Source organism: Vibrio sp. 10N.222.49.A3, from assembly GCF_041475145.1.
Taxonomy (GTDB): Bacteria; Pseudomonadota; Gammaproteobacteria; order Enterobacterales; family Vibrionaceae; genus Vibrio; species Vibrio tasmaniensis_A.
Window position 1 is genome coordinate 1 of sequence record NZ_JBFRVM010000088.1, and the last position, 25,709, is coordinate 25,709.

A 25,709-nucleotide genomic window follows, 5' to 3' on the forward strand; every position below is an offset into this window, starting at 1 on the left:
CCATCTGGTCGTTATCAGAGCGCATGTCTTTCAGTTGAAGCATTACTGCCTCACCATTGTCTGCACCAATTTGGAATGACTTAGTACCGTGAGTACCGTTAAGCAGCTTGTTGCCACCAAAAGAGGTTGTTTCAGCAATACGATTTAGTTCATCGTTCAGTGCTGTAACTTCTTCTTGGATTGCAACACGGTCAGATTTGGTATTTGAACCGTTTGTTGATTGCAAAGACAAATCACGCATACGTTGTAGAATGTTTGATGTTTCATTCATCGCACCTTCTGCTGTTTGAGCGATAGAGATACCATCGTTCGCGTTACGTACAGCAACATCAAGGCCGCGGCTCTGAACGTTCAAACGGTTCGAGATTTGCAGACCAGCAGCGTCATCTTTTGCGCTGTTGATTTTAGAACCTGAAGATAGGCGTTCCATTGATGTTTGTTGAGCGCTGTTTGCACTGTTTAGGTAACGTTGTGCTGTCATTGCTGATACGTTGGTATTTACATTCACTGCCATGGTGATTTCTCCAATTGATTTTCCGGTATAGCGGCTTCCGACGTCTCGGAAAACCAAGTAGTTATCTCTAAGTTACTTTTAATAACGGCGTGAATGCTGAAACCTTTAGAAAAAAAGCAACAAAATTAAAGAAATAGCGAGAAAGGATAAGAAAGCGTGACTGGCAGTGAAATTATCAAAAAAAGATGAGAAAAAGGCTAAAGTTGTCGAAAAGTCAGCCGGGGGAAATATTGTATTTTAATTAACCAAAGGACTTGAGTTAACCGAGAATACCTTTATAAGAATTAACCTAATTTATTAGCCTAGCAGCGTTAAAGCTAAGTTCGGCGCTTGCTTAGCTTGAGCTAAAATAGTGGTACTGACTTGCTGCAGTATTTGTTGTTTGAGCATTTGAGTGGTTTCTTTGGCGTAGTCTGTATCTTTGATTCGACTGTTTGATGCCCCCAAGTTCTCATGAACATTTTCAAGGTTATTAATCGCATGGTCAAAGCGGTTTTGCATCGCCCCGAGTTCAGAACGGTGACTATCAACATACTTCATCGCTGTATCCAAAATAGACACGGCGCGCTGTGCTCCCCCAACATCAGTGACATTAATATCATCGACTGACTCGTAATAACCCGCCGACATCGAAAGCTCACTGGTTAATGAGCCTGAGAAAGAGATCGTGCCTGCCGTGTCTTCGCCTGACATGTAGATCTGAAGCTGCCCGTCATCATTGACGGAAGCCGAAACCAGATCCGTTTGACCATTGATATAAGTCGCTAGCTCTTCAATGTCATCGCCCGCCTTGGCATTAATGTTGATCTCTTGAAGCTGACCAAAACGATCGGTAAACGCCATCTTCATATCATTCTGGTTGGATTTAACTTCCCACGAATCATTTGCCAAACTATTAGCAACATAGCTAAAGCCGCCCATGTTGATATCATCGGTGCGCATGTTTTTCAAACCTATCTGCACCGCCTCACCAGAGCTGCCACCGATTTGAAATGACGAGCTACCAAAGCTACCGTTAAGGAGCTTTTTCCCACCAAATGAAGTGGTTTCCGCAATTCGGTTTAGCTCATCATTTAAGGCGGTTACTTCTTCTTGAATAGCCGTCCTTTCCGATTGGCTATTCGAACCATTAGTCGCTTGCAGTGACAGGTCTCGCATGCGTTGCATGATATTGGTGGTTTCATTCATCGCCCCTTCTGCTGTCTGCATAATGGAGATACCGTCGTTAGCATTTCGAACCGCAACATCGATGCCGCTCATCTGTGCTTCTAATCGATTAGAGATTTGTAAGCCAGCAGCATCGTCTTTTGCACTATTAATACGACTCCCTGAAGCCAAGCGCTCCAAAGATTGATTCAGCATGTTATTGGCATTAGAGAGATTCCTCTGAGCCACTAATGCTGAAACATTCGTATTAACAGTTATAGCCATAGACCTTCACTTGCAAAAAGATGAATAAAACTTACGATTGCTCTTGTATCGACCTATTTATATAAAACTTTAAAAAAAAGGAGCAATGAGGCTCCCTTTGTTTATTCTATTTGAGACGACTTACTTAATCGTTAGTGCACTCAACATCTCAGCTGAAGGAGCAAAGTAGTAAGCGCCAGTGACGGCTTTAGTAAAGCGAAGCAGTTGGTCTGTTTTGCCATCTGTTTCGCCGTACATACTCTCTAACATCGCATCAAAATTATGACGAACATTACAGTAAGCGATGAACAGTAAACCGTGATCGCCTGTTGCTGTGCCGTAAGGTAGGCTATGACGAACAATTTTAAGGCCCTTGCCTTCTTCTTTGATATCCACACGGCCAACGTGAGACGCCGCTGGAACATCGTCTAGCTCGATTGAATCTGGCTTGGTACGGCCAACCACTTTCTCTTGCGCCGATACGTTTAATCTATTCCAAGCAGGCAGGTTATGCACAAAACGTTGCACCATTACGTAGCTACCACCTGCGAATTCACCTTCAGGCACAATCGCCACTTCAGCACGCTGCGCGTCTTTCGGGTTTTCAGTGCCATCAACGAAATCAGTCATGTCACGTGAGTCTAGGAAACGGTAACCGTAAGTTTCATCCACTACTTCAACGTCTGCCGCTACTTCAGATAGCAATTTACGTAGGATGAAGAAATGCAGATCATGTCGGTTTGAATGACAGTGAATCAAAACATCAGACAGTGTGCTCGGTGCTGTGATATCACCTTCACCAAGCGCAGGAAAATCAATTAGATCAGAGGGAGCAGCTTGCTCGAACTTATCCCAAAAAGCTTTTGAGAACGCTATCGACGCCGTTAGGTTCGCATCAGGTTGAGTTTGGTTTAGCTCGTCGATTAGAGTCGGAAGCTTCTGAATTTCTGCTAGTACATTAGCAGTATTAGCGTTCACTTTAAATTGAACATAAAGAGCGAAAGGCCCAGCTTCAGGCAAAATAGCACTTTGAACGTTAGGCTGCTCATTTGAAACATTAAGCATAGATTATTCCTTCCAGTTTTAGCTTCTAAGTATAATTGTGAATGGTACAAATGTTTTGATGAGAATCAGTCTTCGTGCTCAACCACTTTAAAGCAATCCCTAGCGGCATGGCTATTGGTTAAATAAAGCGCTAACCAGAGGAGCAATAATAGGGTGATAGCATTTGACCAACGGAACCATCCGTTATCCAAATAGATTAAATAAATTGTGTGGGAGCCCTGTGCCAAGATAGCCATCATGGTAACCCAACGTCCCCATGACACGACTTTGTTAAGGCGCTTTCTATCTGGAGATCTTAGTCCAAACAACCACATCAATAACAAACTAGGGACACTCAACGCAATCCCGACATAAAACATCTGGTGGTCTGGATAGATGGTCTCAAGAATATCCGTTCCCGACTCTCGGCTTGCGCCCGCAACAATGAAAACGACCAAAGCTTTCGCAAGAAACAGCCAACCTAACCATAATAAGATTGGGGCTTTCAAAAAGCCGTGTTTATCGTATTGTTCTATGGAGTACCGCACAACTCTCACTTTCACTTGTTTTCAAACCAACACTTTAACGCAAATCATTCATACTTAACTAGGTTTGCGTTATCTTATTGGTTAATCCGTTTTAATTGTCGAACTCAGTATGAAAAAGAAAACTAATACACCGTCTGTTGAATCTCAACAAGAAGCACTGAAGATAGCCAAAGCGACGCAAAAGCCAGCTCAAACCAAAGAACAAACAAAATTAATTGCTCAAGGTATCGAAAAAGGCATCGCACTTTATAAGAAACAGCAAAAAGAACGCAGCCGCCAAGCCGATAAAGCAAGAAAACGCGTACAGAAAGAGAAGCAAACTCAACAAACTAATCTAGACGAAGAGAACAATGTAGACACAATTGTTGAAACAACATCAAATCACGCCAGCAAATTGCCGTGGTTACTATTGATCGCAAGCTGGGTAGGTTTCGCGATTTATTTGATGAAATAGCAGGATAAATGTATGAAAAAGGAATTAGTCGCTTTATCTATGACAGGCATATTAGTCGGGTGCACGACACCGACAACAGTCCCACATAGCGAATCTGACCAAGTACAAATGGATTACCACGGACTGATTGATATCAACAAGTGCGAATATAAAGGGGAAGTCACCGGCAGCGAAGGCCACTGGTATAGTTACCTGTTTTACCCGAACGACACTCTGATTCAAGGCGCAATGAATGAGCTAAAGTCCAATGCTATTGGATTAGGTGCGGACACCGTAATTTTCACACTTCCCCAAGATTTTGCGACTTCCGTAACCATGTTGGGCACCGCTTATCGGTGTCGCTAATTCGACTTATCGCTAATCGGTAAGGAGTAGAAAGAAGAAAGCCAGCTCTCGCTGGCTTATGCACTAAATCCAAGGCTTGTTGCTATATCGCCTTTACGCTGGATAACCCATTGACTGTCAAATGGCCCCCAGTCGGATAATTGGTAATAGCCATCATTATGACGTCGCCCATCTTGAACAAACATAAGTTCAATACCGATCCCCGGTAACGCCTTGAGTACATCTTGAATAGTACGACGAGGCCACCCCGTTTTTTCGATGAGTTTAGGCACATTTGGCCTATCAAGGCTTTCCACTAACAATGCTAAATATAGCCGCCTTGCAAAAACAGGACTCAACTCCATTGACACCTCCTATATATGTGCAACTCAATTATTTCTTTTTTTGCTGACAACATGTTGAGGCTGATCAATAAGTCTCCAATAGTGACATTTTCTTACTGTTTTTTTTCACTCTATGAAATATTCCTCACTCTATTTTGTCTGAATTGCCGCTTCCTGATAGGATTCAACTCATAACAACGAAATAAAATCACCCAAAGGAAGAATAATGACTATCACTATGTTTGGCATTCCGAATTGCGACACCATCAAAAAAGCAAAAAAATGGCTAGAAGCTGAAGGTATCGAGTTCGAATTTCACGATTATCGCAAACAAGGCATCACTGAAGAGTTAGTAACAAGCTTCTGTTCAGAGCTTGGTTGGGAGCTTGTGTTAAACAAACGTGGTACGACTTACCGCCAACTTTCTCAAGAGCAAAAAGACACGCTAACGGAAGAAAAAGCCGTTGCTCTGCTTGTTGAACAACCGGCAATGATTAAGCGTCCAATATTGAAAGTTGAGGGTAAGCTTCACATCGGATTTAAAGCCGACCAATACGCGGCTATTTTTGCTTAAAGCGTATTATTTACATAGACAGACAACGGACGTTGATCATTGAATCTGCGCCCTAAAAATTAATGACTAGACGTTTAATTTAAACAAGGAACTCAAGGATGACAGACAGCCCAACTTTGGCTCTGGCAAAAGACCTAATCAGCCGTCAATCGGTAACACCAGAAGATGCAGGCTGCCAAGACCTGATGATTGAACGCTTAAAAGCGCTAGGTTTCGAAATCGAAGTGATGGTATTTGAAGATACGACGAACTTCTGGGCTCGCCGTGGTACCGAAGCCCCCCTATTTGCTTTTGCTGGTCACACTGATGTTGTACCTGCAGGCCCAATTGAGCAGTGGAACACTAAGCCATTTGAACCGACTATCGTAGATGGTTTCCTACACGGTCGCGGCGCGGCAGATATGAAAGGTTCTCTGGCTTCAATGGTTGTGGCTGTAGAACAGTTCATTGCTAAGCACCCTGATCACACAGGCTCAATCGGTTTCCTTATCACGTCAGATGAAGAAGGCCCGTTCATCAACGGGACAGTGCGCGTTGTCGAAGCATTGATGGCTCGTGGTGAGAACATCGACATGTGTATTGTTGGCGAACCATCAAGTACTGAGTACGTAGGTGATGTCGTAAAGAACGGCCGTCGTGGTTCTATCACTGGCGATCTAACGATTAAAGGCACACAAGGTCACGTTGCCTACCCTCACCTTGCGAACAACCCGGTACACAGCTCTCTGCTTGCGATCAATGAATTGGCGACGACCGAGTGGGACAAAGGTAATGATTATTTCCCACCAACCAGCTTCCAGATCCCAAATGTAAGTGCGGGCACTGGCGCATCAAACGTGATTCCTGGTGAATTTAATGTTCAGTTTAACCTTCGCTTTAGCACAGAGTTAAACAACGACATCATCGTTGAAAGAATCACAAATACACTCGACAAGTACGATTTCGAATACGATTTAAAATGGACATTCAATGGCGACCCGTTCTTAACCGACGCAGGCTCGTTGCTTGATGCTATTGTCGATGCAGTAGGTCACGTGAATGATGTCAAGCCGGCACTGCTTACCACAGGTGGTACTTCTGACGGACGCTTTATTGCGCGCATGAAAGGACAAGTGGTAGAACTAGGCCCTGTGAATGCAACCATTCACAAGGTTAACGAGTGCGTGAAAGTGGCTGATTTAGAGAAACTAACCGACATGTACGAAAGAACACTAGTGAACCTGTTCGCTAAATAGTTCTTTGATCAGCGATTGATAGCATCTAATTATTGAGAGACGCGTTATGACACCAGAGCAGCTTACCGGACAATCAGATTCTCATCTGGAACCTAGCCTGATTGGCACCAAGACCTTCTTGGTCCACAGTGATGTCAAAGATGAACTGAACAACTTGATTGAAGCTGCTCAAGTCGCTGGTTTTAAAATGGAGATTGCCAGTGGCTTTCGCGACTATGAAAGGCAATCTCTGATTTGGAACCGCAAGTTTTCTGGTGAAGCACCGATATTAGACTCAGAAAGCCAACCACTGGATGCTTCAACACTCAGTGAACATCAAAAGTTGTCGGCGATTCTTAGGTGGTCTGCGCTTCCCGGAGCGAGTCGTCACCATTGGGGTTGTGACTTTGATGTCTTTGCTCGTAATCACTTACCTGAGGGGACTCAGCTACAACTGGAACCATGGGAATACCTCACTGGCCACCAGCAAGTGTTTTACCAATGGCTGTCTGCCAACGCATCTCAGTTTGGATTCTTCTTTCCTTACAGCCAAGACCTTGGTGGTGTGGCGATAGAACCTTGGCATATAAGCCACCGTAAAGTTTCACAGTTGTGTTTATCACAGTTATCTCCCACTTTACTTGGCAAGCAACTCCAATCTAAGCCAATATTAGGGTATGAAATTATTGCGGAGCAGCTAGACGAGATCTATGCGCGCTTCGTGGCGAATATCAGTCATTAGGAGCGCTTATGTTAGAGTGGCTTACAAACCCTTGGGTTATCATCATCATCGTGGTTAGCGTTGTGGTGGGTAATATTGCTGCGCTCAAACAGACCGCCAATATGGATCTGACTGGTCGTAACAAAACAGAGAAAGACTTAGACAAGCTCAATCAATTGGATAAACAGAACCAAGAGAAAGCTCAAAAAGATGAGTCTACGGACAACAAGGACGCTTAATTTTGTAGCTCTAAGGAGCCAATCTAATTTGTTAATAATCCGCTGACGACTAATCAACGAATACAAAAAAGAGGACACAATGTGTCCTCTTTTTTATTGGCTTTAGCTAACCACAGGGCTGATATGACTTACTCTGTGGTTTTTCAGCTATGCTCATTCAGCTTACTTACTCTGCATCAGCTTCTTTGTCATCTTTGGTTTGGTCAGCAACATGTGCTAGTACCGGTACCATTGACTTCAGTAGCTCTTCTTCTACTGGCTTACCTGATGCATCCGTTACGTTAATTGACGTACGGTTACCAAGATCACCAAACAAGAAAGTGTAAGTGCCTGGAGCCAAATCAATGGGTTGTAGGCCAATTGTTTCCCAGAATTCATCATCTGGCGCAGCATACTTAGCTTTTACAGTACCTTGAGACTGGTTACGCTCTTCAAGCTCAAAGCCCATCGTCGGTAGCAAGGTAGGCAAACGCTGCCACAATACATTGTATGGAGTACGAGCAATGATCACAGGGAAGCCACTGCGGTCAGCACCCATTGAGATTGGAATGCGTTTAACCAGCGCTTGTGCTTTCAACGCCGCTTCAGCACGAAGGTTTTCATCGTACTTAGCCATCACTAGGTTCGTTAAGAACGCGTTGTAACGCTCCTTATTGGTTGCCGATACCGGCTTCTCTTCAGAGCCTTCACGCCAATCGATAAGGTTGATCTTGAAGCCATGGCGGTTGTTCGCTTGGAAACGAGAGATAGAGTAGCGACTGCCGATCTCTACTTCTTCATCTTCAGAAACCCAAGTAACCCAATCGGTCTCAATATCGTTTTCTGACTGTTCACGAATACCAATGCCACGTTGTGCCAGCATATCTACAGCCGTTTGCCACACGCGGTCTGCCTCTTCAGCACGAAGAAGCCATAGTGTCACTTCACCATTTTGACGTTCAGCTCGAGCACCTGGGATCAGCTCAAGAACCTGTTGCGGCGGACGAATATCCACTTCACGGCCTGTACCACCACTGAACTCACCACTTGGGATGTCAAAATTTGGATAGAACTGAGGTTGAGCATCTTCAGGCAGCTGCCATTGTGAAAACTCAGGTGTTTCTAAGTATTCGAAATCATCTTTGGCTTGGCGACGTTGAGTCGGGCTGCCAGAACATGCTGTAAGAACGAAAACAGCCAGTGATCCAATCAATAGCTGGTGAGAATACTTCATTTATACTCCTAAATGCCGAAGGTTCACTTCGGCATTACTTCATACGTTTTTAGTAAATGCACGCTTCAGTCATTGCTTGAGCAACAACGGGTTGAGCTGGCTTTGACAATTCAGTCAACGGTAGACGTAAGCCACCTTCAGCAATCAGACCCATTTTATGAACCGCCCATTTTACGGGAATAGGGTTGGACTCAACGAACAAATTCTTATGTAGAGGCATCAAACGCTCATTGATCGCTTCTGCTTCTTCAAACTTGCCTTCTTTCGCTAACTTGAACATGGTTGCCATATCAGCGGCTGCAACATTGTTTGTTACAGATATCACGCCATCGCCACCACGCTTAACAAATTCTAGACCTGTTAAGTCATCACCACTTAGTAAGATAAAATCTTCGCCACAAAGTTCACGGTGAATTGCAATTCTGTCGAGATCACCCGTCGCATCTTTAAGTGCAACGATGTTTTCGATCTCAGCAAGGCGAGCAACCGTTTCGGGTAACAAGTCTACAGCAGTACGACCTGGTACATTGTATAGGATTTGTGGAACGTCACTGACTTCAGCAATCGCTTTGTAGTGTTGGTACAAACCTTCTTGAGTCGGTTTGTTGTAGTAAGGCGTTACGCTCAGGCAACCAGCAATACCAGAACCATTCAGCAAACGGCTGAATAGGACAGATTCGTGAGTTGCATTTGCACCTGTACCAGCGATAACGGGAATACGACCATCAGCAAATTCAACGATCTTATTGACGACTTTGACATGCTCTTCAATAGTGAGTGTTGAAGACTCACCTGTTGTGCCAACCGCAACCAGACCATCACTACCTGCAGCAACATGGTGCTCAACTAACTTTTTAAGGCTGTCGAAATCCACTTCACCATCTGTATTAAATGGCGTAACTAGCGCAACGATACTTCCTGAAAACATGTCTATCTCCCTTAATTTATTCTTTTTGCATGTTACTGTAAGCCAATCAATAAACACAAGACATTAAAGTGGCTTACCGGCAACATCTGCATTAAATATTGTCGTATGTTTGAGGTAAAACGACTTCTAACGGCGTTCTACCGAGAATTTGGGTAACCTGCGCTCAATCTAGCGGATAGCACAGCACTGGATGTCAGTAACAAGTAAGCTGTGCTCTCACCGCTCAATCTCATTTTTTAACGCTCTCGATATTCTTATCATTGGTTGCATGTTAGAAGCAAGGTGCCTCATAAAAAGCCCCGTACGCACGCTTATTCCACGAGCTAACTGTGCTAACATGCATGAATCAATGGAATATAAAGAGACGTGATTTTATGACTCAACATCTAGTAATCACAGCTGTGGGCACAGATCGCCCAGGTGTATGCAACCAAGTGGTTCATTTAGTCACCCAATCAGGCTGTAACATTATTGATAGCCGTATCGCTCTATTTGGCGAAGAATTTACGCTTATCATGCTGCTGTCTGGAAAGGCAAACAACATCACCCGCGTTGAAACCACCTTGCCCTTGCTTGGACAAGAGCACGACTTGATTACGATTATGAAGCGAACCTCAACTCATGATGTGATTGAGAACTCTTACACAGTAGAGGTGTTCGTTGAGTCAGAAGATAAAATCGGCCTTACCGAGCAGTTCACTCAGTTCTTTGCTGACCGCAACATAGGACTCGACTCGCTGAGCGCCCGAACCATCAATAAATCTAAAGTTCAGCTCGACAACGACCAATTCCATATCTCTATTACCGCTTCTGTGCAATCAGAATGTAATTTGATGCAGCTACAAGAAGAATTCGACGCGCTGTGTCAGAGCCTATCCGTACAAGGCTCGCTCAACTTTATTAAAAACAGTCTCTAAAAAGGAAATGTCATGAATACGCTAACGGCTGGTGTTCCAGCACCTGCTTTTTCTCTCCCAGATCAAGATGGCAATATCGTATCTCTTGGTGACTTCAAGGGTAAAAAAATCCTGTTCTACTTTTACCCAAAAGCAATGACTCCAGGTTGTATTGTGCAAGCTGAAGGCCTGCGTGATATCAAAGCACAACTTGATGACCTAAATGTGGTTGTTCTTGGTGTGAGTGTTGATCCAGTAAAACGCCTACCAAATTTCGTCGAGAAGAAATCTCTAAACTTCACACTGCTATCTGATGAAGACCACAGCGTTGCTGAACAGTTTGGCGTTTGGGGAGAGAAGAAATTCATGGGCAAAGTGTACGACGGTCTGCACCGTATTAGCTTCCTAATTGATGAAGAAGGTCAGATTGAACACGTCTTCAACAAGTTCAAGACTAAGACTCACCACGAAGTGGTTCTAGACTACTTCAATCCAGAAGCTTAATGTTGTTTCTAGTGAATTGATGACCTAATTTCATACCTAGATGATCTAAGTTCACAATTGACTAATCCAAATACAAAAAGGCCGAATATCATGGATATTCGGCCTTTTTAATACTTACTCAACTGTATTGATCTTCAATTACGATTGATGCTCAGGGTCATCGTCGAGAGCATGACTCGGTAAAGCATTCCAAACCGCTTTCACCAGCGTAGCAAGCGGGATAGCAAAGAATACGCCCCAGAATCCCCACAGTCCGCCAAACACCAACACCGCTACAATAATCGCTACTGGGTGTAGGTTCACGGCTTCAGAGAACAGAACAGGAACGAGCACGTTGCCATCTAGCGCTTGGATAATACCGTAAGCCAATAACAGCCAGTAGAACTGAGGCTCTAATCCCCACTGGAACAGGCCAACAATCGCAACTGGAACGGTCACAGCTGCCGCACCGATATAAGGAATCAGTACCGAGAAGCCAACCGCGACAGCCAGCAGAGCTGAATAACGTAAATCTAGAATCGCAAAGGTCACGTAGCTGACACCACCGACGATCAAGATCTCAAGTACCTTGCCGCGAATATAGTTCGAGATTTGTTGGTTCATCTCAACCCAAACCTTGGTCGCTAGACGACGGTTTTTAGGCAACACACCACTCGCCATGCTGATCATCTCTTCTTTATCTTTTAGTAAGAAGAAGATCAGCAACGGCACAAGAATCAAGTAAACCGCAAGCGTAGCCAAGCTCACAAGAGAAGCTAAAGAACCTTTAACAACACTTTCACCAAAGCCTAATGCTTTGTTTTTCGCGTTAGACACAATCGATTCAACGATCTGCAAGTTTGCTAACTCAGGATAGCGCTCGGGAATCGTCGCGATGAACTTCTGTAAGCCGCCATACATGCTTGGAATATCATTGATGAGATTACCCACTTGCTCCCAAATGGTAGGCACTAAACCAAACAGCGCCAGCAACATCACGCTAAAGAACATTAAGATCACCAACATCACTGAAGGGGTTCTTGGAACACCAAGTCTTTGGAGTTGGGTAACCGGCCACTCAAGTAAATAAGCCAATACAATAGCCACCAACAATGGCGCGATGAGATGACCAAAGAAGTAGATCGTAATAAAGCCGAAGAGAATGATGGCAACCAAACTGACAGCATGGGGATCAGAGAAACGTCGTTTATACCAACGATTGACCATTTCAAGCATCTGACTGCAATTCCTTTTTAGTGACGAGGAGATGATAGTAATTAGAGCAAACCTCAGTGATGACGTCATAGGCTTGCTTAGACAAAAAAGTAACAATATCTTTCATTGAGCTGTTATCAGAGACATAAATTGACAATGATTGCCCTACTTCTAACTTTACACTGTGACGCTTGGCTAATAATAGTGCCATTGGACAGCGCTCTTGGCGTAAATCTAGAATATTAGGTGTCATTCTTGAGCTCGATGCTTATTATAAGGGTCGTATTGTAATCTGTTTTTGAAAACGCGCCATCATTCATTCATCTTCCTTCATGATAGCGCACGCACTCGGCAAAGGTTACATCAGATAAAGAACCAATTTGCATTGCACTTGTCTTACTGTCAGAAGAAACGGAGTATTACTGACTAATATGTTTAAACGCGCTCGCTCAATTGCTTGCTTATGCATCGCAGCTACATTAAGCACCCCAACGTTGGCGAATACCAACAGTTTGGAGCTACCCGATATCGGCACCGCTGCTGGCGGCACCCTCACTATCGACCAAGAACTTATCTATGGTGATGCCTACATGCGCATCATCAGAAGCAGCCAGCCTATCGTAAACGACCCGGTTCTCAACCAGTACATTGATACGCTTGGCCACCGTCTTGTCGCAAGCGCGAATGATGTAAAGACACCTTTCCAGTTCTTTATGATCCGAGACCGCAACATCAACGCCTTTGCATTCTTTGGTGGTTATGTTGCTTTGCACTCAGGTCTGTTCCTGCATGCACAATCTGAAAGTGAGTTGGCTTCAGTATTGGCGCACGAAATCGCGCACGTTACCCAACGTCACTTAGCGCGTAGTATGGAAGATCAAGCTCGTCGTTCTCCAGCAACCATCGCAGCGCTAGCAGCCTCTGTATTATTGGCCATTGCAGCACCTGAAGCAGGTATCGCAGCTCTAACTGCCACAACCGCTGGTAACATGCAGAGCCAGATCAACTACACTCGTAGTAATGAAAAAGAAGCTGACCGCTTTGGTATCAATACACTGGCGAAAGCAGGGTTCGATGTGAATGCGATGCCGCGTTTCTTCGGTCGTTTGGCTGATGAATACCGCTATGCAAGCACACCACCCCCAATGCTGCTGACTCACCCATTACCAGAAGATCGAATCACCGATTCACGCGCTCGCGCTCGCAGCTATCCGCCACTTAAACTGGCTCCATCACTGGATTACCATCTAGCAAGAGCTCGCATTGTCGCGCGCTATGCGGGAATCAACAATGATGCGGCCTTGGACTGGTTTGAACGCAAGCTGAAAAAAGCACCTAAAGCCTTGGTTCCATCATTAGAGTATGGCCAAGCACTGGTTTACTTAGATTCTAAAAAATTAGATAAAGCTGAGCCGATTCTGACCAAGCTCATCAACAGCGATCCAACCAACCTGTTTTATCTAGATGCCATTTCGGATCTTCACATCGAGAAGAAGCAGCCTGAGATTGCGATTAAGGAACTTAAATCGGCACTGGTTCGTCAACCAAACAACCCAGTTCTGACCATTAACTACGCCAATGCACTGATTGAAAATGAAGACCTACAGGAAGCCGTTCGCGTATTGCAACGTTACACGCACGATAACCCGAACGACACCAACGGCTGGCACCTACTTTCAAAAGTAAATACAAGCCTTGGTAATAGCGACGAAGAACTGGCTGCTCGTGCAGAGATCTTGGCACTGCAAGCCAACTGGAACAAAGCGATTCAGTACTATACGCAGGCTAGTCAAATCGCAGAGCTCGGCAGCCTAAAACAAGCACGTTACGACGCCCGAATTGATCAACTAATGATTCAGCGTGAACGCTTCTTGTCGTTACAGTAAGTGTATTTATTGGCAGCGGTTCGTTGTCAGAAGAAAAAGAAAGCTCAACGTTACATAGTAAAGAAGCCACTCAAGTGGCTTCAACTGAACAATTGCTTCAACTGAACAATTAAATCAAAAATAATAATGAGGAAGAACCATGTCCGTCGTGATTTATCATAACCCACGCTGCTCAAAGAGCCGTCAAACTCTCGAACTGCTTGAAGCAAACGGCGTACAGCCAGAAGTTATCAAATACCTAGATACGCCTTTAACTATCGAGCAACTTAAAGTGCTTTTCACGCAGCTTGGTTTTGACAATGTTCGCGAAATGATGCGCACCAAAGAAGCGGATTACAAAGAGGCTAATCTTGGCGATGCATCTGTTACCGATGAAGATCTATTCTCAGCAATGGCGACAAATCCAAAACTGTTTGAACGCCCTGTTGTTGTTGTGAACAACAAAGCAAAGATTGGTCGTCCACCAGAGCAAGTGCTAGAGATTCTGTAAGCCGATATGAGCATCAACATTCTTGTTCTCTACTACAGCCGCCACGGCAACACACGAGCGCTAGCAAGGCAAATTGCACGAGGGGTTGAATCTATCCCGAACTGCGAAGCCATGTTAAGAACCGTGAACGACGTATACACAGCAGAAGAGCAGCCTAATTCGCGTTATCAGCCGACCGATCCTATCGCGACATTGCAAGAGCTCCGTTCTTGCGATGGTTTAGCACTAGGCAGTCCGGTTTGGTTTGGCAACATGGCTGGACCTATGAAGCACTTTTGGGACAGCACAACATCACTGTGGATTAATGGCGATCTGATCGATAAGCCAGCTTGCGTGTTTACCTCTTCTTCATCACTGCATGGCGGGCAAGAGACCACACAACAAAGCATGATGTTGCCACTGCTTCACCATGGCATGTTAGTAGTAGGTATCCCCTACTCAGAACCTGCGCTGCACACCACTCAAACTGGTGGCACACCCTATGGTGCGAGTAGTACCGGAGAAAGCGCTTCATTAAGCAAAGATGAAATTGAGTTGGCGCAAAACCTAGGCAAACGCCTAGCGCACATCGCAATAAACCAGAAGGGAATTTCTCAATGATGTATATGCCAGAGAAGGCGATGTCTCCCACAACCAAGCTATTCCGCTACCTTGCTTTAGCGGGCAACTTGTCGCTTTTATTCTGGGTGATTGCTTGGCAGATGACACTTTCGCCGCACCCTCATCTAAGTAATGTAACGCTTGCGATTGCTTGGGCTATACCGCTGTTACTGCCATTACCAGGCATTCTAGCAGGCAAACCTTATACGCATGCTTGGGCGAACTTTGTCTTAATGCTCTACTTCCTACACGCATTAACTATTTTGTATGTCGACGGTGGCGAGCGCTTATTAGCGGCTGTAGAACTGCTTCTGACGACTCTAGGCTTCGCGGGCAATATCTTATTTACTCGCTTTCGAGCCAAAGAATTAGGCATCAAACTTAAGCGCCTTTCTGAAGTAGAAAAGACCGAGAAAGCTAAGTTCGAGCAGTAACCTGGATTAGGTTGTCCTGATCTAGTATCAAGAGAAAAAAGTGACAACAAACAAAAAGCCCTGCGAGATTTCTCTTGCAGGGCTTTTTCATGAATTCATTTCAATCGGTCATGTCAGAATACAATCACTAGCGAACCCATTCGTATACTAGGCTTGGCTTAGCATGTACTGGCGCAACAACTGTTAGCTCTTCCGAGCCAGACGTATTCGTTAGCTCAGCATCCGCTTCAGTTGATAACTCACTACCTTTGATGACTTGAACACTTGGGTCTGCTTCGTTAGCCGTCGCTTCTGCGCCATCGTTCAGGGTCGTATCAGTAACAGCTGCTGAATCATCGCCTACAGACATGGTGTTGTCTTGCGTTTCAAATTCAGGGCTCACTTCAGGTTCAATATAAGATTCTTCAACCTTTGCGACTTGACGAATGCTTTCCACTTCTTGCTCAAACTCTTGTTGAGTCGACAATAAGTGAATTCGGAAAGTGACTTCGTTATTCTGAATTTTCAGAATATCTAAGCTTGCCACCGAGTTTAAACGCTTAAGTGCATTCTCCAATTGGAAGAAGCCTTGTGCGTTATTCAGGCTAATAAATTGCGTTAAAATCGACTCTGATGATTCACTTGCTACTGTAACCGCACTTTTACCTGCGTAGTAATTACTGATTTGGTCGACAAGTTTCTTAGAAGTCGTCGCGCTGTTGCCCGATAGCGAACCACTGACTGGCGATTTTGGTGCACTCGTCAATTGGTTTGGCTTTTGATCGTATAGCGTCCAACGTAGACCTGAAGATTGAGCCTTTATCACCAGAACAGCATCAACCGGGTAACGCTGACTCGCTTTACTGATTGGTGTAACAAAGCTACCCCAAAGATCAGAGGTCGCAATACCCGTAATGTCATCAAAATCACCCACTGGTAGCGTTAGAGGCAAACCGCGCTCTTTTGCGTTGGCTTGTAAACCTGCCGCTAATTGTGAGTTGGAGTGTTCCCAGACAATATTCTTGTCGTAGTTCTGTTCTTCCACCAGCCAAACAAGGATATTTGAGCGAGTATCAGGCCAATACGGCAATTGTGCTTGAGTCAGTAGCGAACGGATTTGAGCGCCGTTAAAACGCATGCGCAATGTTGATTGGTCATTGCTTTCACCAAAACTCATTTGAGACATGTACTGCGAACTCTTACGCATCGCCTTTTGAATCGTCTCATTCGAAGCGACATCAGTTTGGCCAGTCGCACGTATCAAAACCTGCTCCATGCCGGTATTTCTTGCCACTTGTTCTGGCTGTTTGTTTTCAGCGTTAATCGCAACTTCAGCACTAAAGATATCTACTTGAGTTAATGCATAACTCGGAGAGGCTAATAGTCCCATCAACAACAATGCTATGTAGCGCATACTGATCCTAATATTCAAATCTTGTGCCTAGATGATAAGCAACTATGGATTGAGGGGCAAGGTCGATAGCGCCCACTGTGTTTAATAACCACAAAATATCACCTGGCCATGATAAATCGCTCACTTATAAACTGAATTTTTCGAACTTTGACGAATATAAAATATCACTAAGATAAATAAATTTGATCTATTTGGTGTGGCAATCGATTGCTAAGTGATAGAATCCCGCGAATTTTATTTTTCACTTTTCATATAACGACCATTTTTAAGGACATAACATGAAGAATGCTCTGCAAGGTGCACAAATGCTGTTTGTAGCTTTTGGTGCGCTTGTATTAGTGCCGCTACTGACTGGACTCGATCCCAACGTTGCACTCTTTGGCGCGGGTATCGGTACCCTTTTATTCCAACTTATTACACGCCGTTCAGTGCCAATCTTCTTAGCGTCTTCTTTTGCATTCATCGCGCCTATCATGTTTGGTATTCAAACTTGGGGTGTCGGTGCAACCATGGGCGGCCTAATGGCAGCAGGTGTTGTGTATGTCTTAATGGGCGCGTTGATTAAAGTGCGTGGCGTAGCCTTCATCCATAAACTGCTTCCACCCGTCGTGGTTGGCCCTGTGATCATGGTTATCGGCTTAGGTCTTGCGCCTGTTGCAGTAAACATGGCGCTAGGTAAAACCGGCGATGGTGCGGTTCAACTTATCGATGCAGACGCCGCGTTATGGATCTCGTCTATTTCATTGCTAGTGACGATTGTCATCAGTGTTTTCTCGAAAGGCTTCCTTAAATTATTGCCTATCTTTGGTGGCATTGTTGCGGGTTACGTAACGAGCTTGGTATACGGTGTCGTTGATTTTACCCCCGTAGCTCAAGCAGCTTGGTTAGCGCTACCAAACTTCACGGCACCAGAGTTCAACATCAACGCTATCTTCTTTATGGTGTTTGTGGCAATTGCACCTGCTGTTGAGCACGTGGGCGACATGCTTGCTATCTCGAACGTAACCGGTAAAGACTACCTTAAGAAGCCAGGCTTACACCGCACTATTACTGGTGATGGTGTGGCAACGATTGCCGCTTCTATGCTGGGCGCGCCACCCAATACAACCTACAGTGAAGTAACAGGTGCGGTAATGCTGACGAAAGCATTCAACCCAGTAATCATGACTTGGGCAGCAGTAACAGCGATTGTTCTAGCATTGGTAGGTAAACTAGGCGCTCTACTTCAAACGATTCCAGTTCCTGTAATGGGCGGCATCATGATTCTACTGTTTGGTTCAATCGCAACAGTAGGCCTGAACACCCTAATTCAGAGCAAAGTTGACCTACACAAATCACGTAACCTTGTGATTGTCGGTATTACGTTAGTCTTCGGTATTGGCGGCATGGCATTTGGCATCGGTGACTTTAGCCTACAGGGCGTAAGCTTATGTGGTATCGTGGCAATCCTACTTAACCTAGTCCTTCCAGAAGAATTAGGCGACAACACCGTAGTAGACAAAGCTCAAATCGATTAATTTATCGGTAAGGCTGGATTCAAAAGAATCACAACCTAACAAGATCAAAAAAGGGAGAGCATCGAATGCTCTCCCTTTTATTTATACGGCTAATTAAGCAGGTTCAGTTAAGTTTAAAAACTCTTTAAATTAACTTAAACCGAAACTGAATTACTTAGTACCGAAGATCTTATCACCAGCATCGCCAAGACCAGGAACAATGTAGCCCTTGTCGTTTAGCTTCTCATCGATTGCAGCCGTGTACAGCTCAACATCTGGGTGCGCTTTTTCTAGAGCAGCGATACCTTCAGGAGCCGCTACAAGCACAAGAATCTTAAAGTGCTTACAACCTTTCTCTTTCATAAGGTCGATAGTCGCGATCATAGAACCACCCGTCGCAAGCATTGGATCTACCACTAGAGCAATACGCTCGTCGATGTTAGATGCAAGCTTGTTGAAGTATGGTACTGGCTCAAGCGTTTCTTCGTCACGGTAGATACCAACAACGCTGATACGTGCACTTGGGATGTGCTCAAGAACGCCGTCCATCATGCCTAGACCAGCACGTAGGATTGGCACTACAGTTACTTTTTTACCTTTAATTTGGTCAACTTCTACTGGACCGTTCCAACCGTTAATCGTCACACGCTCAGTTTCAAAATCTGATGTCGCTTCGTATGTTAGAAGGCTACCCACTTCTGTCGCTAGCTCACGAAAACGCTTAGTGCTAATGTCACCTTCACGCATCAGGCCAATTTTATGTTTTACTAGCGGGTGTTTCACTTCAACAACTTTCATTTCCAACTCCGGCAATATTTAAACAAACCTGTAGATTATACACGAACTGTGGGGTTATTTCAGAATCTTTATTCTAATAAAAAAAACCGCGCAAACGTTTGCTCTTGGTAATCAAGCCCTGTTAGAATAGCGCCGTTTTCACATCCAACTTAAGTTCGAGGACTATCCCGTGAGTGGTAATACTTCTTCTCTAAGCTACAAAGACGCTGGTGTTGATATCGACGCAGGTAATGCACTAGTAGACCGTATCAAAGGTGCTGTTAAACGCACTCGTCGCCCTGAAGTAATGGGCGGTATTGGTGGCTTTGGCGCCCTATGTGAACTTCCAACGAAATACAAAGAGCCAGTACTTGTTTCAGGTACTGATGGTGTTGGTACTAAACTTCGCCTTGCTTTGGATCTGAAAAAACACGACACCATTGGTATCGATCTAGTGGCAATGTGTGTGAACGACTTAATCGTTCAAGGTGGTGAGCCGTTATTCTTCCTAGACTACTACGCAACAGGTAAGCTAGATGTAGATACAGCTGCAGATGTTGTTTCTGGTATTGCTGAAGGCTGTGTTCAAGCTGGCTGTGCACTAATCGGTGGTGAAACGGCTGAAATGCCAGGCATGTACGAAGGCGACGACTACGATGTAGCTGGCTTCTGTGTTGGTGTTGTAGAAAAAGCTGACATCATTGACGGCACTAAAGTAGCTGCAGGTGACGCACTTATCGCTGTTGGCTCAAGTGGTCCACACTCAAACGGTTACTCTTTAATTCGTAAAGTCCTAGAAGTTTCTGGTGCTGATAAGAGTGAAGAACTAGAAGGTCGCACTATCGGTGAGCACCTACTAGAACCGACTAAGATTTACATCAAGTCGGCACTTAAGATGATTGCTGAGCATAACATTCATGCTATCTCGCACATCACAGGTGGTGGTTTCTGGGAAAACATCCCACGCGTACTTCCTGAAGGTACTAAAGCAGTCATTGATGGCAAGAGCTGGGAATGGCCTGCTATCTTCAACTGGCTACAAGAGAAAGGTAACGTGGAGACATTTGAAATGTACCGCACTTTCAACTGTGGTGTAGGCCTAGTTGTTGCTCTACCTAAAGATCAAGCAGACGCTGCTGTTGAACTGCTGAAAGCTGAAGGCGAAAACGCTTGGGTTATCGGTGAGATCGCAAACGCTGAAGCTGGCGAAGAGCAAGTAGAAATCAAATAAGTGATACGCTCACTTACTTAGTTAATCAATGAGGACCTTATGGTCCTCATTTTGCTATTTAGCCCGCAGAAAACCTTAGTTTATGTAGGTACATTGTAAATGCTTCGGTTAACCAATCGCATGACCCACTCTATGAAGAACAGCCATTCTATGAATAACAGTCACTCTAAGAAAAACATCGTCGTTTTAGTCTCAGGAAGCGGAAGTAACTTGCAAGCCATTTTGGGTGCCTGTGACAGCCACACGATTGACGCCTCTGTTAAGGCCGTTTTCTCAAATAAAGCGGATGCTTTTGGTCTAGAGCGTGCAAAATCAGCAGGTGTTGACGCTCACTCGGTGAATCCAAAAGAATTTAACTCCCGTGAAGAGTTTGATCATGAATTGATGGTTCAGATCGATGCGTACCAACCCGATCTAATCGTACTCGCTGGCTATATGCGTATTCTGAGTTCAGAGTTTGTTCGCCATTACGCGGGGAAAATGATCAATATCCACCCTTCTCTGTTACCTAAGTACCCAGGCCTACACACCCACCAGCGTGCCATTGATGCGCAAGACAAAGAACACGGCACCAGCGTTCACTTTGTTACCGAAGAACTCGATGGTGGCCCAGTGATCTTACAGGCTAAGGTGCCAGTATTTGAAGATGATGATGCTGACATGTTAGCAAATCGAGTACTGACTCAAGAACACTGCATTTACCCTATGGTCTGTAAATGGTTTGCCGAAGATCGTTTATCGATGGTAAACGGGCAAGCTGTCTTAGACGGTAAAGTATTAGGCAATCACGGTTACGCAGAAGAGTAATTAATAAGGTTGTTCTCCCAGAGTAAATCACGGAAGAATAAGCCTTAAAAAACAGAAAACAAAAAGGCCGCTCACTGACTTATTAGTACAGTAAGCGGCCTTTTTTAATCAGGACAAATAATAGTATCGACTAGATTAGCTCAATGGTTCAGTAGGCGCTTGGCTTGCCACCTTCTTCGGAGCATAAGCGACATCTTCCAACGCTTGGTGGTTGTTGCCAATTAACTCTCCAAAATGAAACAGCGCGTATTCACCCGGCTTCATTCTAAACCACTCTTCATTGTCTGTTAGAGGCTGAGTTGCGACGACGGTTACCACATCATTAGGCGTGGTCTCTTCTTGGAAGTTAATCTCAACATCTTCATCAATCAGGCTCGCGTTACCAAAAGGAGCTCGTCTTGTTATCCAGTATAAATGGTTCGTACAGTAGTTCATCACGTACTCACCGTCACTGAGCAACATATTGAAAACACCTTTCTCTCGTAACTGGTCACAGCACTCAGCGACAAAGCGAAACATACCTTCCATATCTTGAGGAGGTTCAGGAAAACGGTCTTCAAGTTGTTTCAACAACCAGCAGAAAGAGAGTTCGCTGTCCGTCTCACCGACAGGTCTGAATCGACCACTAATCAGATCATCATAATCCGTTAGTTGACCATTGTGAGCAAAGGTCCAGTATCGTCCCCAAAGCTCACGAGTGAAAGGGTGAGTATTTTCTAGATTAACGCCACCGCGGTTAGCTTGACGGATATGACTGACAACAGCTTGGCTCTTAATTGGGTAGTTTTGAACCAGCTCAGCGATCTTTGATTCACAACTAGGATTAGGGTCTTTAAATGTACGAAAACCCTTCCCCTCATAGAAAGTAATACCCCAGCCATCACGATGTGGACCAGTGTTGCCTCCACGCTGCATAAGGCCAGTAAAGCTAAAACAAATATCAGTTGGCACATTCGCGCTCATACCGAGCAATTCACACATGGTTTAATCTACTCCCTATTTAAACCAATGGAGCCACAAACCTAGGCTCCAAATGTCTGTAAAACTATTATTCCATTTCTTTTTCAACAAGCTGAATCACAATGTGGATGATCTTAATGTGGATCTCTTGGATGCGATCAGCGTAGCCAAAGTGTGGGACTCGGATTTCGATATCAGCACAACCTGCCATTTTACCGCCATCTTTACCGGTCAGCGCAATGGTTTTCATCCCTTTAGCTTGAGCAGCTTCAATCGCTTTTAGGATGTTGCCAGAGTTACCTGAAGTCGACAAACCAAACAACACATCGCCTTTACGACCCACGGCTTCTACATAACGAGAAAATACGTGGTCGTAGCCAAAGTCGTTACTCACGCAAGACAGGTGACTCGGATCTGAAATCGCAATACCAGCAAAACCTGGACGATTTTCACGGTATCGGCCTGTTAGCTCTTCCGCGAAATGCATTGCATCACAGTGTGAACCACCGTTACCACAAGAAAGCACTTTGCCTTCTTGCTTGAATGAATCTGCAATCATTTTTGCAGCAGCTTCAATTTGAGCAATGTTATGGTCATCACTCAAGAACTTGTTCAGAACGTCAGCAGCTTCGTTCAATTCACTTTTGATTAGGTCTTGGTACATTTGGCTTATCTCTTATGTTTTTTGACGCAACTTAAAGTGCGTGAAATGAGAATTGAGGGTTTTCCCCTCTTTATCACTGAGTTTACCCACAAACATGAAATAGTGTCGACACTTAAGCCCAAAGATTGCCATCTTAATTAACCTCTCACTGTCGATCCGCCCAAATATTCACCACCAACCTCTCACAATTAGAACTTTAACTCTATTGAGATCACTTTTTATTCACTTTGGAGTTTTACAAATATTTAATATTTTGTTTACACTTGACTGGTTAGACCTCTTACCTAAACTTAATAACAATAAGTGATCTCTGAAAAGGAAATCGATCATGAACATATTGCTCTCCCTACTCGGCATGACAGCCATCTTAGGCGTCTGTCTTTACCATAGAGTTAGTCTGGTCCGTGCGTTAATTGTGTTAACCGGCGCAATGGTAGCATTAACACTGCTTGGCGGCGTGGCTGTTACTGGCTGGCTTTGCTACCTGTTAGCGGTTGCGATCTTTGCTGTACCTACCATTCGCCAGACCCTGATTAGTCAAAAAGCACTTTCTTTGTTTAAGAAGGTTCTACCAGCAATGTCTCAGACGGAAAAAGAGGCATTGGAAGCAGGCACAGTATGGTGGGAAGCAGAGCTGTTCAAAGGCAAGCCTGAGTGGAAGAAGCTTCAAAACATTGCGGATCCGAAACTTTCTGAGGCGGAACAAGCGTTTTTAGATGGCCCAGTCAATACAGTGTGTGAAATGGTCAATGATTACCAAGTAACACATGAGCTTGCTGATTTACCACCAGAAGTTTGGCAGTACCTAAAAGACCATAAATTCTTCGCCATGATCATCAAGAAAAAATACGGCGGTTTAGAATTCTCAGCTTACGCTCAGTCGTTAGTTCTACAGAAGCTAACGGGTGTTTCTAGCGTATTATCCTCAACCGTTGGCGTCCCTAATTCGTTAGGTCCCGGTGAGCTATTGCAACACTATGGTACAGAAGAACAAAGAAACCACTACCTACCTCGCCTAGCCGAAGGTAAAGAGATCCCTTGTTTTGCCTTAACTAGCCCAGAAGCCGGCTCAGATGCTGGCTCAATTCCAGATTACGGCGTGGTGTGTAAGGGTGAATGGCAAGGCGAAGAAGTATTGGGCATGCGCCTAACTTGGAACAAACGTTACATCACTCTAGCGCCTGTTGCGACCGTTTTAGGCTTAGCCTTTAAACTGAGAGACCCAGAAGGTCTGCTTGGTGACAAGCAAGACCTTGGCATCACCTGTGCCCTTATCCCTACCGATTTGAAAGGCGTAGAGATTGGTAACCGTCACTTCCCACTCAACGTGCCTTTCCAAAATGGTCCGACTCAAGGTGATGACATCTTCGTGCCTATCGATTTCATCATCGGCGGCCAGAAAATGGCAGGACAAGGCTGGCGTATGTTGGTTGAATGTCTGTCGGTTGGTCGTGGTATCACACTGCCTTCAAACTCAACCGGTGGTATTAAATCTGCAGCATTAGCAACTGGTGCTTACGCTCGTATTCGTCGTCAATTCAAACAACCCATTGGTCGCATGGAAGGGGTTGAAGAGCCACTGGCACGTCTAGCAGGTAACGCCTATGTAATGGATGCAGCAAGTAACCTGACGGTTGCGGGTATCGATCTTGGTGAAAAGCCTTCGGTTATCTCAGCAATCGTGAAGTACCACTGTACTCACCGTGGCCAACGCAGCATCATCGATGCGATGGATATCGTCGGCGGTAAAGGCATTTGCTTAGGCCCATCGAACTTCCTCGCTCGTGGTTACCAAGGCTCACCAATTGCAATTACGGTTGAAGGCGCAAACATCCTGACTCGTTCAATGATCATCTATGGTCAAGGCGCGATTCGCTGCCACCCTTATGTTCTGAACGAAATGGAAGCGGCTTATTCGGAAAGCAGCGATGCACTTGATAAGTTTGATTCAGCATTAGCAGGACACGTTAGCTTCACTATGAGTAACCTAGTCCGCAGCTTGTGGTTTGGTTTAACCGACGGTCGTGGTTCAGATGCTCCAACACCATCCAATAAAACGGATAAGCAGACACAGCGTTACTACCAACAGCTGAACCGCTACAGTGCTAACCTAGCGCTACTGTCTGATATTTCAATGGCTGTATTAGGCGGCTCACTGAAACGCAGAGAGCGCCTATCAGCAAGACTAGGGGATATCCTGAGTCAACTCTACCTAGGTTCAGCAACACTTAAGCGCTTTGAAAGCGAAGGTAGCCATGCTGAAGATCTCCCATTAGTCCATTGGGGTATGCAAGACAGCTTGCGTCAAACTGAAGTCGCGATTGATGAGTTCTTGGCGAATTTCCCTAACCCTGTGATTGGTCGACTACTTCGCGTTGTGTTAATGCCATTTGGCCGTATCCGTCGTGCACCAAACGATAAACTGGATAGCCAAGTCGCGCACATCCTACAAACACCAAGCGAAACACGCTCTCGTATCGGCCGTGGCCAATACTTGGAAGCAACGGAATACAACCCTGTAGGCAAGATTGAAAAAGCGCTAGAAGTGATTCTTCAAGCTGAACCTCTGTTTGATAAGGTTTGTAAAGAAACACATCAAAAACGTGCTTTCTTACGACTCGACCTTGTCGCTCAGCTGGGACTTGAGAAAGGTATCTTAACGCAAGAAGAAGCAAATCTTCTGATTAGCGCTGAGGAACATAGACTGTACACAATTAACGTTGATGACTTCTCACCAGAGGAGCTTGCAGCAAAGACTCAGTACCCAGAACAATCGATTGATAACGTCGCTTAAGGTCAGAGACAGAAACAAAAACGGGACTCCTATGAGTCCTAATGCCGTTCACTTAA

28 protein-coding genes and 1 pseudogene are annotated in these 25,709 nt (G+C 44.8%); 16 read left to right on the forward strand and 13 right to left on the reverse strand.

The annotated features are described in order from the left end of the window. From AB4589_RS16275 to AB4589_RS16290, 4 genes and pseudogenes are all read right to left on the reverse strand, one after another. Positions 1–514 (reverse strand): annotated as a pseudogene (locus tag AB4589_RS16275) (flagellin); the annotation flags it as partial. Positions 515–811: 297 nt separating this feature from the next. Next, a complete protein-coding gene (locus AB4589_RS16280; protein WP_371709458.1) occupies positions 812–1,945 on the reverse strand; it encodes a flagellin in 1,134 nt (377 codons plus the stop codon). A 120-nt stretch (positions 1,946–2,065) separates the two neighbouring features. Then, positions 2,066–2,989, reverse strand: coding sequence for a Dyp-type peroxidase (locus AB4589_RS16285; protein ID WP_372101141.1), 924 nt, complete (start codon positions 2,987–2,989; stop codon positions 2,066–2,068). A 65-nt stretch (positions 2,990–3,054) separates the two neighbouring features. After that, on the reverse strand, positions 3,055–3,516 hold the full coding sequence (locus AB4589_RS16290) for a DUF2919 domain-containing protein (protein ID WP_032499208.1): 462 nt from the start codon (positions 3,514–3,516) through the stop codon (positions 3,055–3,057). A gap of 109 nt (positions 3,517–3,625) precedes the next feature. Between AB4589_RS16290 and AB4589_RS16295 the strand changes: the two genes are divergently transcribed. Continuing rightward, entirely contained in the window at positions 3,626–3,970 is a 345-nt protein-coding gene (locus AB4589_RS16295; protein ID WP_372101143.1) for a DUF2956 domain-containing protein, read from the forward strand. A 12-nt stretch (positions 3,971–3,982) separates the two neighbouring features. Beyond that, positions 3,983–4,315, forward strand: a complete 333-nt coding sequence (locus tag AB4589_RS16300; protein ID WP_372101145.1) for a DUF4156 domain-containing protein — start codon at positions 3,983–3,985, stop codon at positions 4,313–4,315. Positions 4,316–4,371: 56 nt separating this feature from the next. Here the strand turns inward: AB4589_RS16300 and AB4589_RS16305 are convergent, their stop codons facing one another. After that, the gene (locus tag AB4589_RS16305) at positions 4,372–4,659 is read right to left on the reverse strand and encodes a helix-turn-helix domain-containing protein (RefSeq protein WP_004734273.1); all 288 of its coding nucleotides are present in this window, start codon (positions 4,657–4,659) and stop codon (positions 4,372–4,374) included. Positions 4,660–4,864: 205 nt separating this feature from the next. Between AB4589_RS16305 and AB4589_RS16310 the strand changes: the two genes are divergently transcribed. The 4 genes from AB4589_RS16310 (at position 4,865) to AB4589_RS16325 (ending at position 7,386) form a co-directional block, all read left to right on the forward strand. Then, positions 4,865–5,212 (forward strand): ArsC family reductase, encoded by a 348-nt coding sequence (locus tag AB4589_RS16310; protein WP_269335625.1) that lies wholly within the window; start codon positions 4,865–4,867, stop codon positions 5,210–5,212. 98 nt (positions 5,213–5,310) lie between these two features. Next, complete coding sequence (gene dapE, locus AB4589_RS16315; protein ID WP_017096838.1) at positions 5,311–6,447, forward strand: succinyl-diaminopimelate desuccinylase; 1,137 nt, start codon at positions 5,311–5,313, stop codon at positions 6,445–6,447. 46 nt (positions 6,448–6,493) lie between these two features. Then, positions 6,494–7,168: a M15 family metallopeptidase gene (locus tag AB4589_RS16320; RefSeq protein ID WP_372101147.1), complete on the forward strand. Its 675-nt coding sequence runs from the start codon at positions 6,494–6,496 to the stop codon at positions 7,166–7,168. Positions 7,169–7,176: 8 nt separating this feature from the next. After that, positions 7,177–7,386, forward strand: a complete 210-nt coding sequence (locus AB4589_RS16325; protein ID WP_004734277.1) for a DUF2897 family protein — start codon at positions 7,177–7,179, stop codon at positions 7,384–7,386. 166 nt (positions 7,387–7,552) lie between these two features. Here the strand turns inward: AB4589_RS16325 and bamC are convergent, their stop codons facing one another. Continuing rightward, entirely contained in the window at positions 7,553–8,599 is a 1,047-nt protein-coding gene (bamC, locus tag AB4589_RS16330; protein ID WP_372101149.1) for an outer membrane protein assembly factor BamC, read from the reverse strand. A 49-nt stretch (positions 8,600–8,648) separates the two neighbouring features. Further along, complete coding sequence (gene dapA, locus AB4589_RS16335) at positions 8,649–9,527, reverse strand: 4-hydroxy-tetrahydrodipicolinate synthase (protein ID WP_004734279.1); 879 nt, start codon at positions 9,525–9,527, stop codon at positions 8,649–8,651. Between the two features lie 374 nt (positions 9,528–9,901). Between dapA and AB4589_RS16340 the strand changes: the two genes are divergently transcribed. Both AB4589_RS16340 and bcp read left to right on the forward strand, forming a co-directional pair. Next, positions 9,902–10,444: a glycine cleavage system protein R gene (locus tag AB4589_RS16340; protein WP_102435049.1), complete on the forward strand. Its 543-nt coding sequence runs from the start codon at positions 9,902–9,904 to the stop codon at positions 10,442–10,444. Between the two features lie 12 nt (positions 10,445–10,456). Next, on the forward strand, positions 10,457–10,927 hold the full coding sequence (gene bcp, locus AB4589_RS16345) for a thioredoxin-dependent thiol peroxidase (RefSeq protein WP_372101152.1): 471 nt from the start codon (positions 10,457–10,459) through the stop codon (positions 10,925–10,927). A gap of 138 nt (positions 10,928–11,065) precedes the next feature. Here bcp and AB4589_RS16350 read toward each other — a convergent pair whose 3' ends face one another. Both AB4589_RS16350 and AB4589_RS16355 read right to left on the reverse strand, forming a co-directional pair. Then, positions 11,066–12,142: an AI-2E family transporter gene (locus tag AB4589_RS16350; protein WP_009847379.1), complete on the reverse strand. Its 1,077-nt coding sequence runs from the start codon at positions 12,140–12,142 to the stop codon at positions 11,066–11,068. Then, positions 12,135–12,374 (reverse strand): sulfurtransferase TusA family protein, encoded by a 240-nt coding sequence (locus AB4589_RS16355; protein WP_004734311.1) that lies wholly within the window; start codon positions 12,372–12,374, stop codon positions 12,135–12,137. Before AB4589_RS16355 ends, AB4589_RS16350 begins: the two co-directional genes overlap by 8 nt. A 178-nt stretch (positions 12,375–12,552) precedes the next feature. Here AB4589_RS16355 and AB4589_RS16360 point away from each other — a divergent pair, with 178 nt between their 5' ends. The 4 genes from AB4589_RS16360 to AB4589_RS16375 all read left to right on the forward strand — a co-directional run bounded on the left by AB4589_RS16360 (position 12,553) and on the right by AB4589_RS16375 (position 15,531). Continuing rightward, the gene (locus AB4589_RS16360; RefSeq protein ID WP_065681344.1) at positions 12,553–14,007 is read left to right on the forward strand and encodes a M48 family metallopeptidase; all 1,455 of its coding nucleotides are present in this window, start codon (positions 12,553–12,555) and stop codon (positions 14,005–14,007) included. 139 nt (positions 14,008–14,146) lie between these two features. Then, positions 14,147–14,497, forward strand: coding sequence for an arsenate reductase (glutaredoxin) (gene arsC, locus AB4589_RS16365; RefSeq protein WP_102575947.1), 351 nt, complete (start codon positions 14,147–14,149; stop codon positions 14,495–14,497). A 6-nt stretch (positions 14,498–14,503) separates the two neighbouring features. Then, entirely contained in the window at positions 14,504–15,097 is a 594-nt protein-coding gene (gene wrbA, locus AB4589_RS16370) for an NAD(P)H:quinone oxidoreductase (protein ID WP_102575946.1), read from the forward strand. Further along, a complete protein-coding gene (locus tag AB4589_RS16375; RefSeq protein WP_004734315.1) occupies positions 15,094–15,531 on the forward strand; it encodes a DUF2069 domain-containing protein in 438 nt (145 codons plus the stop codon). The genes wrbA and AB4589_RS16375 overlap by 4 nt, the downstream gene beginning before the upstream one ends. A gap of 127 nt (positions 15,532–15,658) precedes the next feature. On the opposite strand, the gene AB4589_RS16380 is transcribed toward AB4589_RS16375, so the two are convergent. Then, positions 15,659–16,924, reverse strand: coding sequence for a DUF2066 domain-containing protein (locus AB4589_RS16380; protein WP_280589111.1), 1,266 nt, complete (start codon positions 16,922–16,924; stop codon positions 15,659–15,661). Positions 16,925–17,202: 278 nt separating this feature from the next. Between AB4589_RS16380 and AB4589_RS16385 the strand changes: the two genes are divergently transcribed. Further along, positions 17,203–18,441 (forward strand): uracil-xanthine permease family protein, encoded by a 1,239-nt coding sequence (locus AB4589_RS16385; RefSeq protein WP_102498598.1) that lies wholly within the window; start codon positions 17,203–17,205, stop codon positions 18,439–18,441. Between the two features lie 150 nt (positions 18,442–18,591). Here AB4589_RS16385 and upp read toward each other — a convergent pair whose 3' ends face one another. Continuing rightward, positions 18,592–19,218 (reverse strand): uracil phosphoribosyltransferase, encoded by a 627-nt coding sequence (upp, locus tag AB4589_RS16390; protein ID WP_004734318.1) that lies wholly within the window; start codon positions 19,216–19,218, stop codon positions 18,592–18,594. Positions 19,219–19,387: 169 nt separating this feature from the next. On the opposite strand from upp, the gene purM reads away from it, so the two are divergent. Both purM and purN read left to right on the forward strand, forming a co-directional pair. After that, positions 19,388–20,428 carry a phosphoribosylformylglycinamidine cyclo-ligase gene (purM, locus tag AB4589_RS16395; RefSeq protein WP_280604365.1) on the forward strand — a complete coding sequence of 347 codons (1,041 nt, stop codon included), beginning with the start codon at positions 19,388–19,390 and terminating at the stop codon, positions 20,426–20,428. Positions 20,429–20,548: 120 nt separating this feature from the next. Then, positions 20,549–21,235: a phosphoribosylglycinamide formyltransferase gene (gene purN / locus AB4589_RS16400; RefSeq protein ID WP_372101159.1), complete on the forward strand. Its 687-nt coding sequence runs from the start codon at positions 20,549–20,551 to the stop codon at positions 21,233–21,235. Positions 21,236–21,370: 135 nt separating this feature from the next. On the opposite strand, the gene AB4589_RS16405 is transcribed toward purN, so the two are convergent. Both AB4589_RS16405 and lpcA read right to left on the reverse strand, forming a co-directional pair. Further along, the gene (locus tag AB4589_RS16405) at positions 21,371–22,216 is read right to left on the reverse strand and encodes a class II glutamine amidotransferase (protein ID WP_009847389.1); all 846 of its coding nucleotides are present in this window, start codon (positions 22,214–22,216) and stop codon (positions 21,371–21,373) included. 67 nt (positions 22,217–22,283) lie between these two features. After that, positions 22,284–22,859, reverse strand: a complete 576-nt coding sequence (gene lpcA, locus AB4589_RS16410) for a D-sedoheptulose 7-phosphate isomerase (RefSeq protein ID WP_009847390.1) — start codon at positions 22,857–22,859, stop codon at positions 22,284–22,286. Between the two features lie 328 nt (positions 22,860–23,187). Here lpcA and fadE point away from each other — a divergent pair, with 328 nt between their 5' ends. Beyond that, on the forward strand, positions 23,188–25,653 hold the full coding sequence (fadE, locus tag AB4589_RS16415) for an acyl-CoA dehydrogenase FadE (protein WP_371709470.1): 2,466 nt from the start codon (positions 23,188–23,190) through the stop codon (positions 25,651–25,653). The last annotated feature ends 56 nt before the right edge of the window (positions 25,654–25,709 follow it).

What these genes read in the sequence shown, in the direction of transcription:
- AB4589_RS16280 (WP_371709458.1), bottom strand. Translation starts at nt 1,945, where the DNA reads ATGGCTATAACTGTTAATACGAATGTTTCAGCATTAGTGGCTCAGAGG.
- AB4589_RS16285 (WP_372101141.1), bottom strand. Translation starts at nt 2,989, where the DNA reads ATGCTTAATGTTTCAAATGAGCAGCCTAACGTTCAAAGTGCTATTTTG.
- AB4589_RS16295 (WP_372101143.1), top strand. Translation starts at nt 3,626, where the DNA reads ATGAAAAAGAAAACTAATACACCGTCTGTTGAATCTCAACAAGAAGCA.
- AB4589_RS16300 (WP_372101145.1), top strand. Translation starts at nt 3,983, where the DNA reads ATGAAAAAGGAATTAGTCGCTTTATCTATGACAGGCATATTAGTCGGG.
- AB4589_RS16305 (WP_004734273.1), bottom strand. Translation starts at nt 4,659, where the DNA reads ATGGAGTTGAGTCCTGTTTTTGCAAGGCGGCTATATTTAGCATTGTTA.
- AB4589_RS16310 (WP_269335625.1), top strand. Translation starts at nt 4,865, where the DNA reads ATGACTATCACTATGTTTGGCATTCCGAATTGCGACACCATCAAAAAA.
- dapE (WP_017096838.1), top strand. Translation starts at nt 5,311, where the DNA reads ATGACAGACAGCCCAACTTTGGCTCTGGCAAAAGACCTAATCAGCCGT.
- AB4589_RS16320 (WP_372101147.1), top strand. Translation starts at nt 6,494, where the DNA reads ATGACACCAGAGCAGCTTACCGGACAATCAGATTCTCATCTGGAACCT.
- AB4589_RS16325 (WP_004734277.1), top strand. Translation starts at nt 7,177, where the DNA reads ATGTTAGAGTGGCTTACAAACCCTTGGGTTATCATCATCATCGTGGTT.
- bamC (WP_372101149.1), bottom strand. Translation starts at nt 8,599, where the DNA reads ATGAAGTATTCTCACCAGCTATTGATTGGATCACTGGCTGTTTTCGTT.
- dapA (WP_004734279.1), bottom strand. Translation starts at nt 9,527, where the DNA reads ATGTTTTCAGGAAGTATCGTTGCGCTAGTTACGCCATTTAATACAGAT.
- AB4589_RS16340 (WP_102435049.1), top strand. Translation starts at nt 9,902, where the DNA reads ATGACTCAACATCTAGTAATCACAGCTGTGGGCACAGATCGCCCAGGT.
- bcp (WP_372101152.1), top strand. Translation starts at nt 10,457, where the DNA reads ATGAATACGCTAACGGCTGGTGTTCCAGCACCTGCTTTTTCTCTCCCA.
- AB4589_RS16350 (WP_009847379.1), bottom strand. Translation starts at nt 12,142, where the DNA reads ATGCTTGAAATGGTCAATCGTTGGTATAAACGACGTTTCTCTGATCCC.
- AB4589_RS16355 (WP_004734311.1), bottom strand. Translation starts at nt 12,374, where the DNA reads ATGACACCTAATATTCTAGATTTACGCCAAGAGCGCTGTCCAATGGCA.
- AB4589_RS16360 (WP_065681344.1), top strand. Translation starts at nt 12,553, where the DNA reads ATGTTTAAACGCGCTCGCTCAATTGCTTGCTTATGCATCGCAGCTACA.
- arsC (WP_102575947.1), top strand. Translation starts at nt 14,147, where the DNA reads ATGTCCGTCGTGATTTATCATAACCCACGCTGCTCAAAGAGCCGTCAA.
- wrbA (WP_102575946.1), top strand. Translation starts at nt 14,504, where the DNA reads ATGAGCATCAACATTCTTGTTCTCTACTACAGCCGCCACGGCAACACA.
- AB4589_RS16375 (WP_004734315.1), top strand. Translation starts at nt 15,094, where the DNA reads ATGATGTATATGCCAGAGAAGGCGATGTCTCCCACAACCAAGCTATTC.
- AB4589_RS16380 (WP_280589111.1), bottom strand. Translation starts at nt 16,924, where the DNA reads ATGCGCTACATAGCATTGTTGTTGATGGGACTATTAGCCTCTCCGAGT.
- AB4589_RS16385 (WP_102498598.1), top strand. Translation starts at nt 17,203, where the DNA reads ATGAAGAATGCTCTGCAAGGTGCACAAATGCTGTTTGTAGCTTTTGGT.
- upp (WP_004734318.1), bottom strand. Translation starts at nt 19,218, where the DNA reads ATGAAAGTTGTTGAAGTGAAACACCCGCTAGTAAAACATAAAATTGGC.
- purN (WP_372101159.1), top strand. Translation starts at nt 20,549, where the DNA reads ATGACCCACTCTATGAAGAACAGCCATTCTATGAATAACAGTCACTCT.
- AB4589_RS16405 (WP_009847389.1), bottom strand. Translation starts at nt 22,216, where the DNA reads ATGTGTGAATTGCTCGGTATGAGCGCGAATGTGCCAACTGATATTTGT.
- lpcA (WP_009847390.1), bottom strand. Translation starts at nt 22,859, where the DNA reads ATGTACCAAGACCTAATCAAAAGTGAATTGAACGAAGCTGCTGACGTT.
- fadE (WP_371709470.1), top strand. Translation starts at nt 23,188, where the DNA reads ATGAACATATTGCTCTCCCTACTCGGCATGACAGCCATCTTAGGCGTC.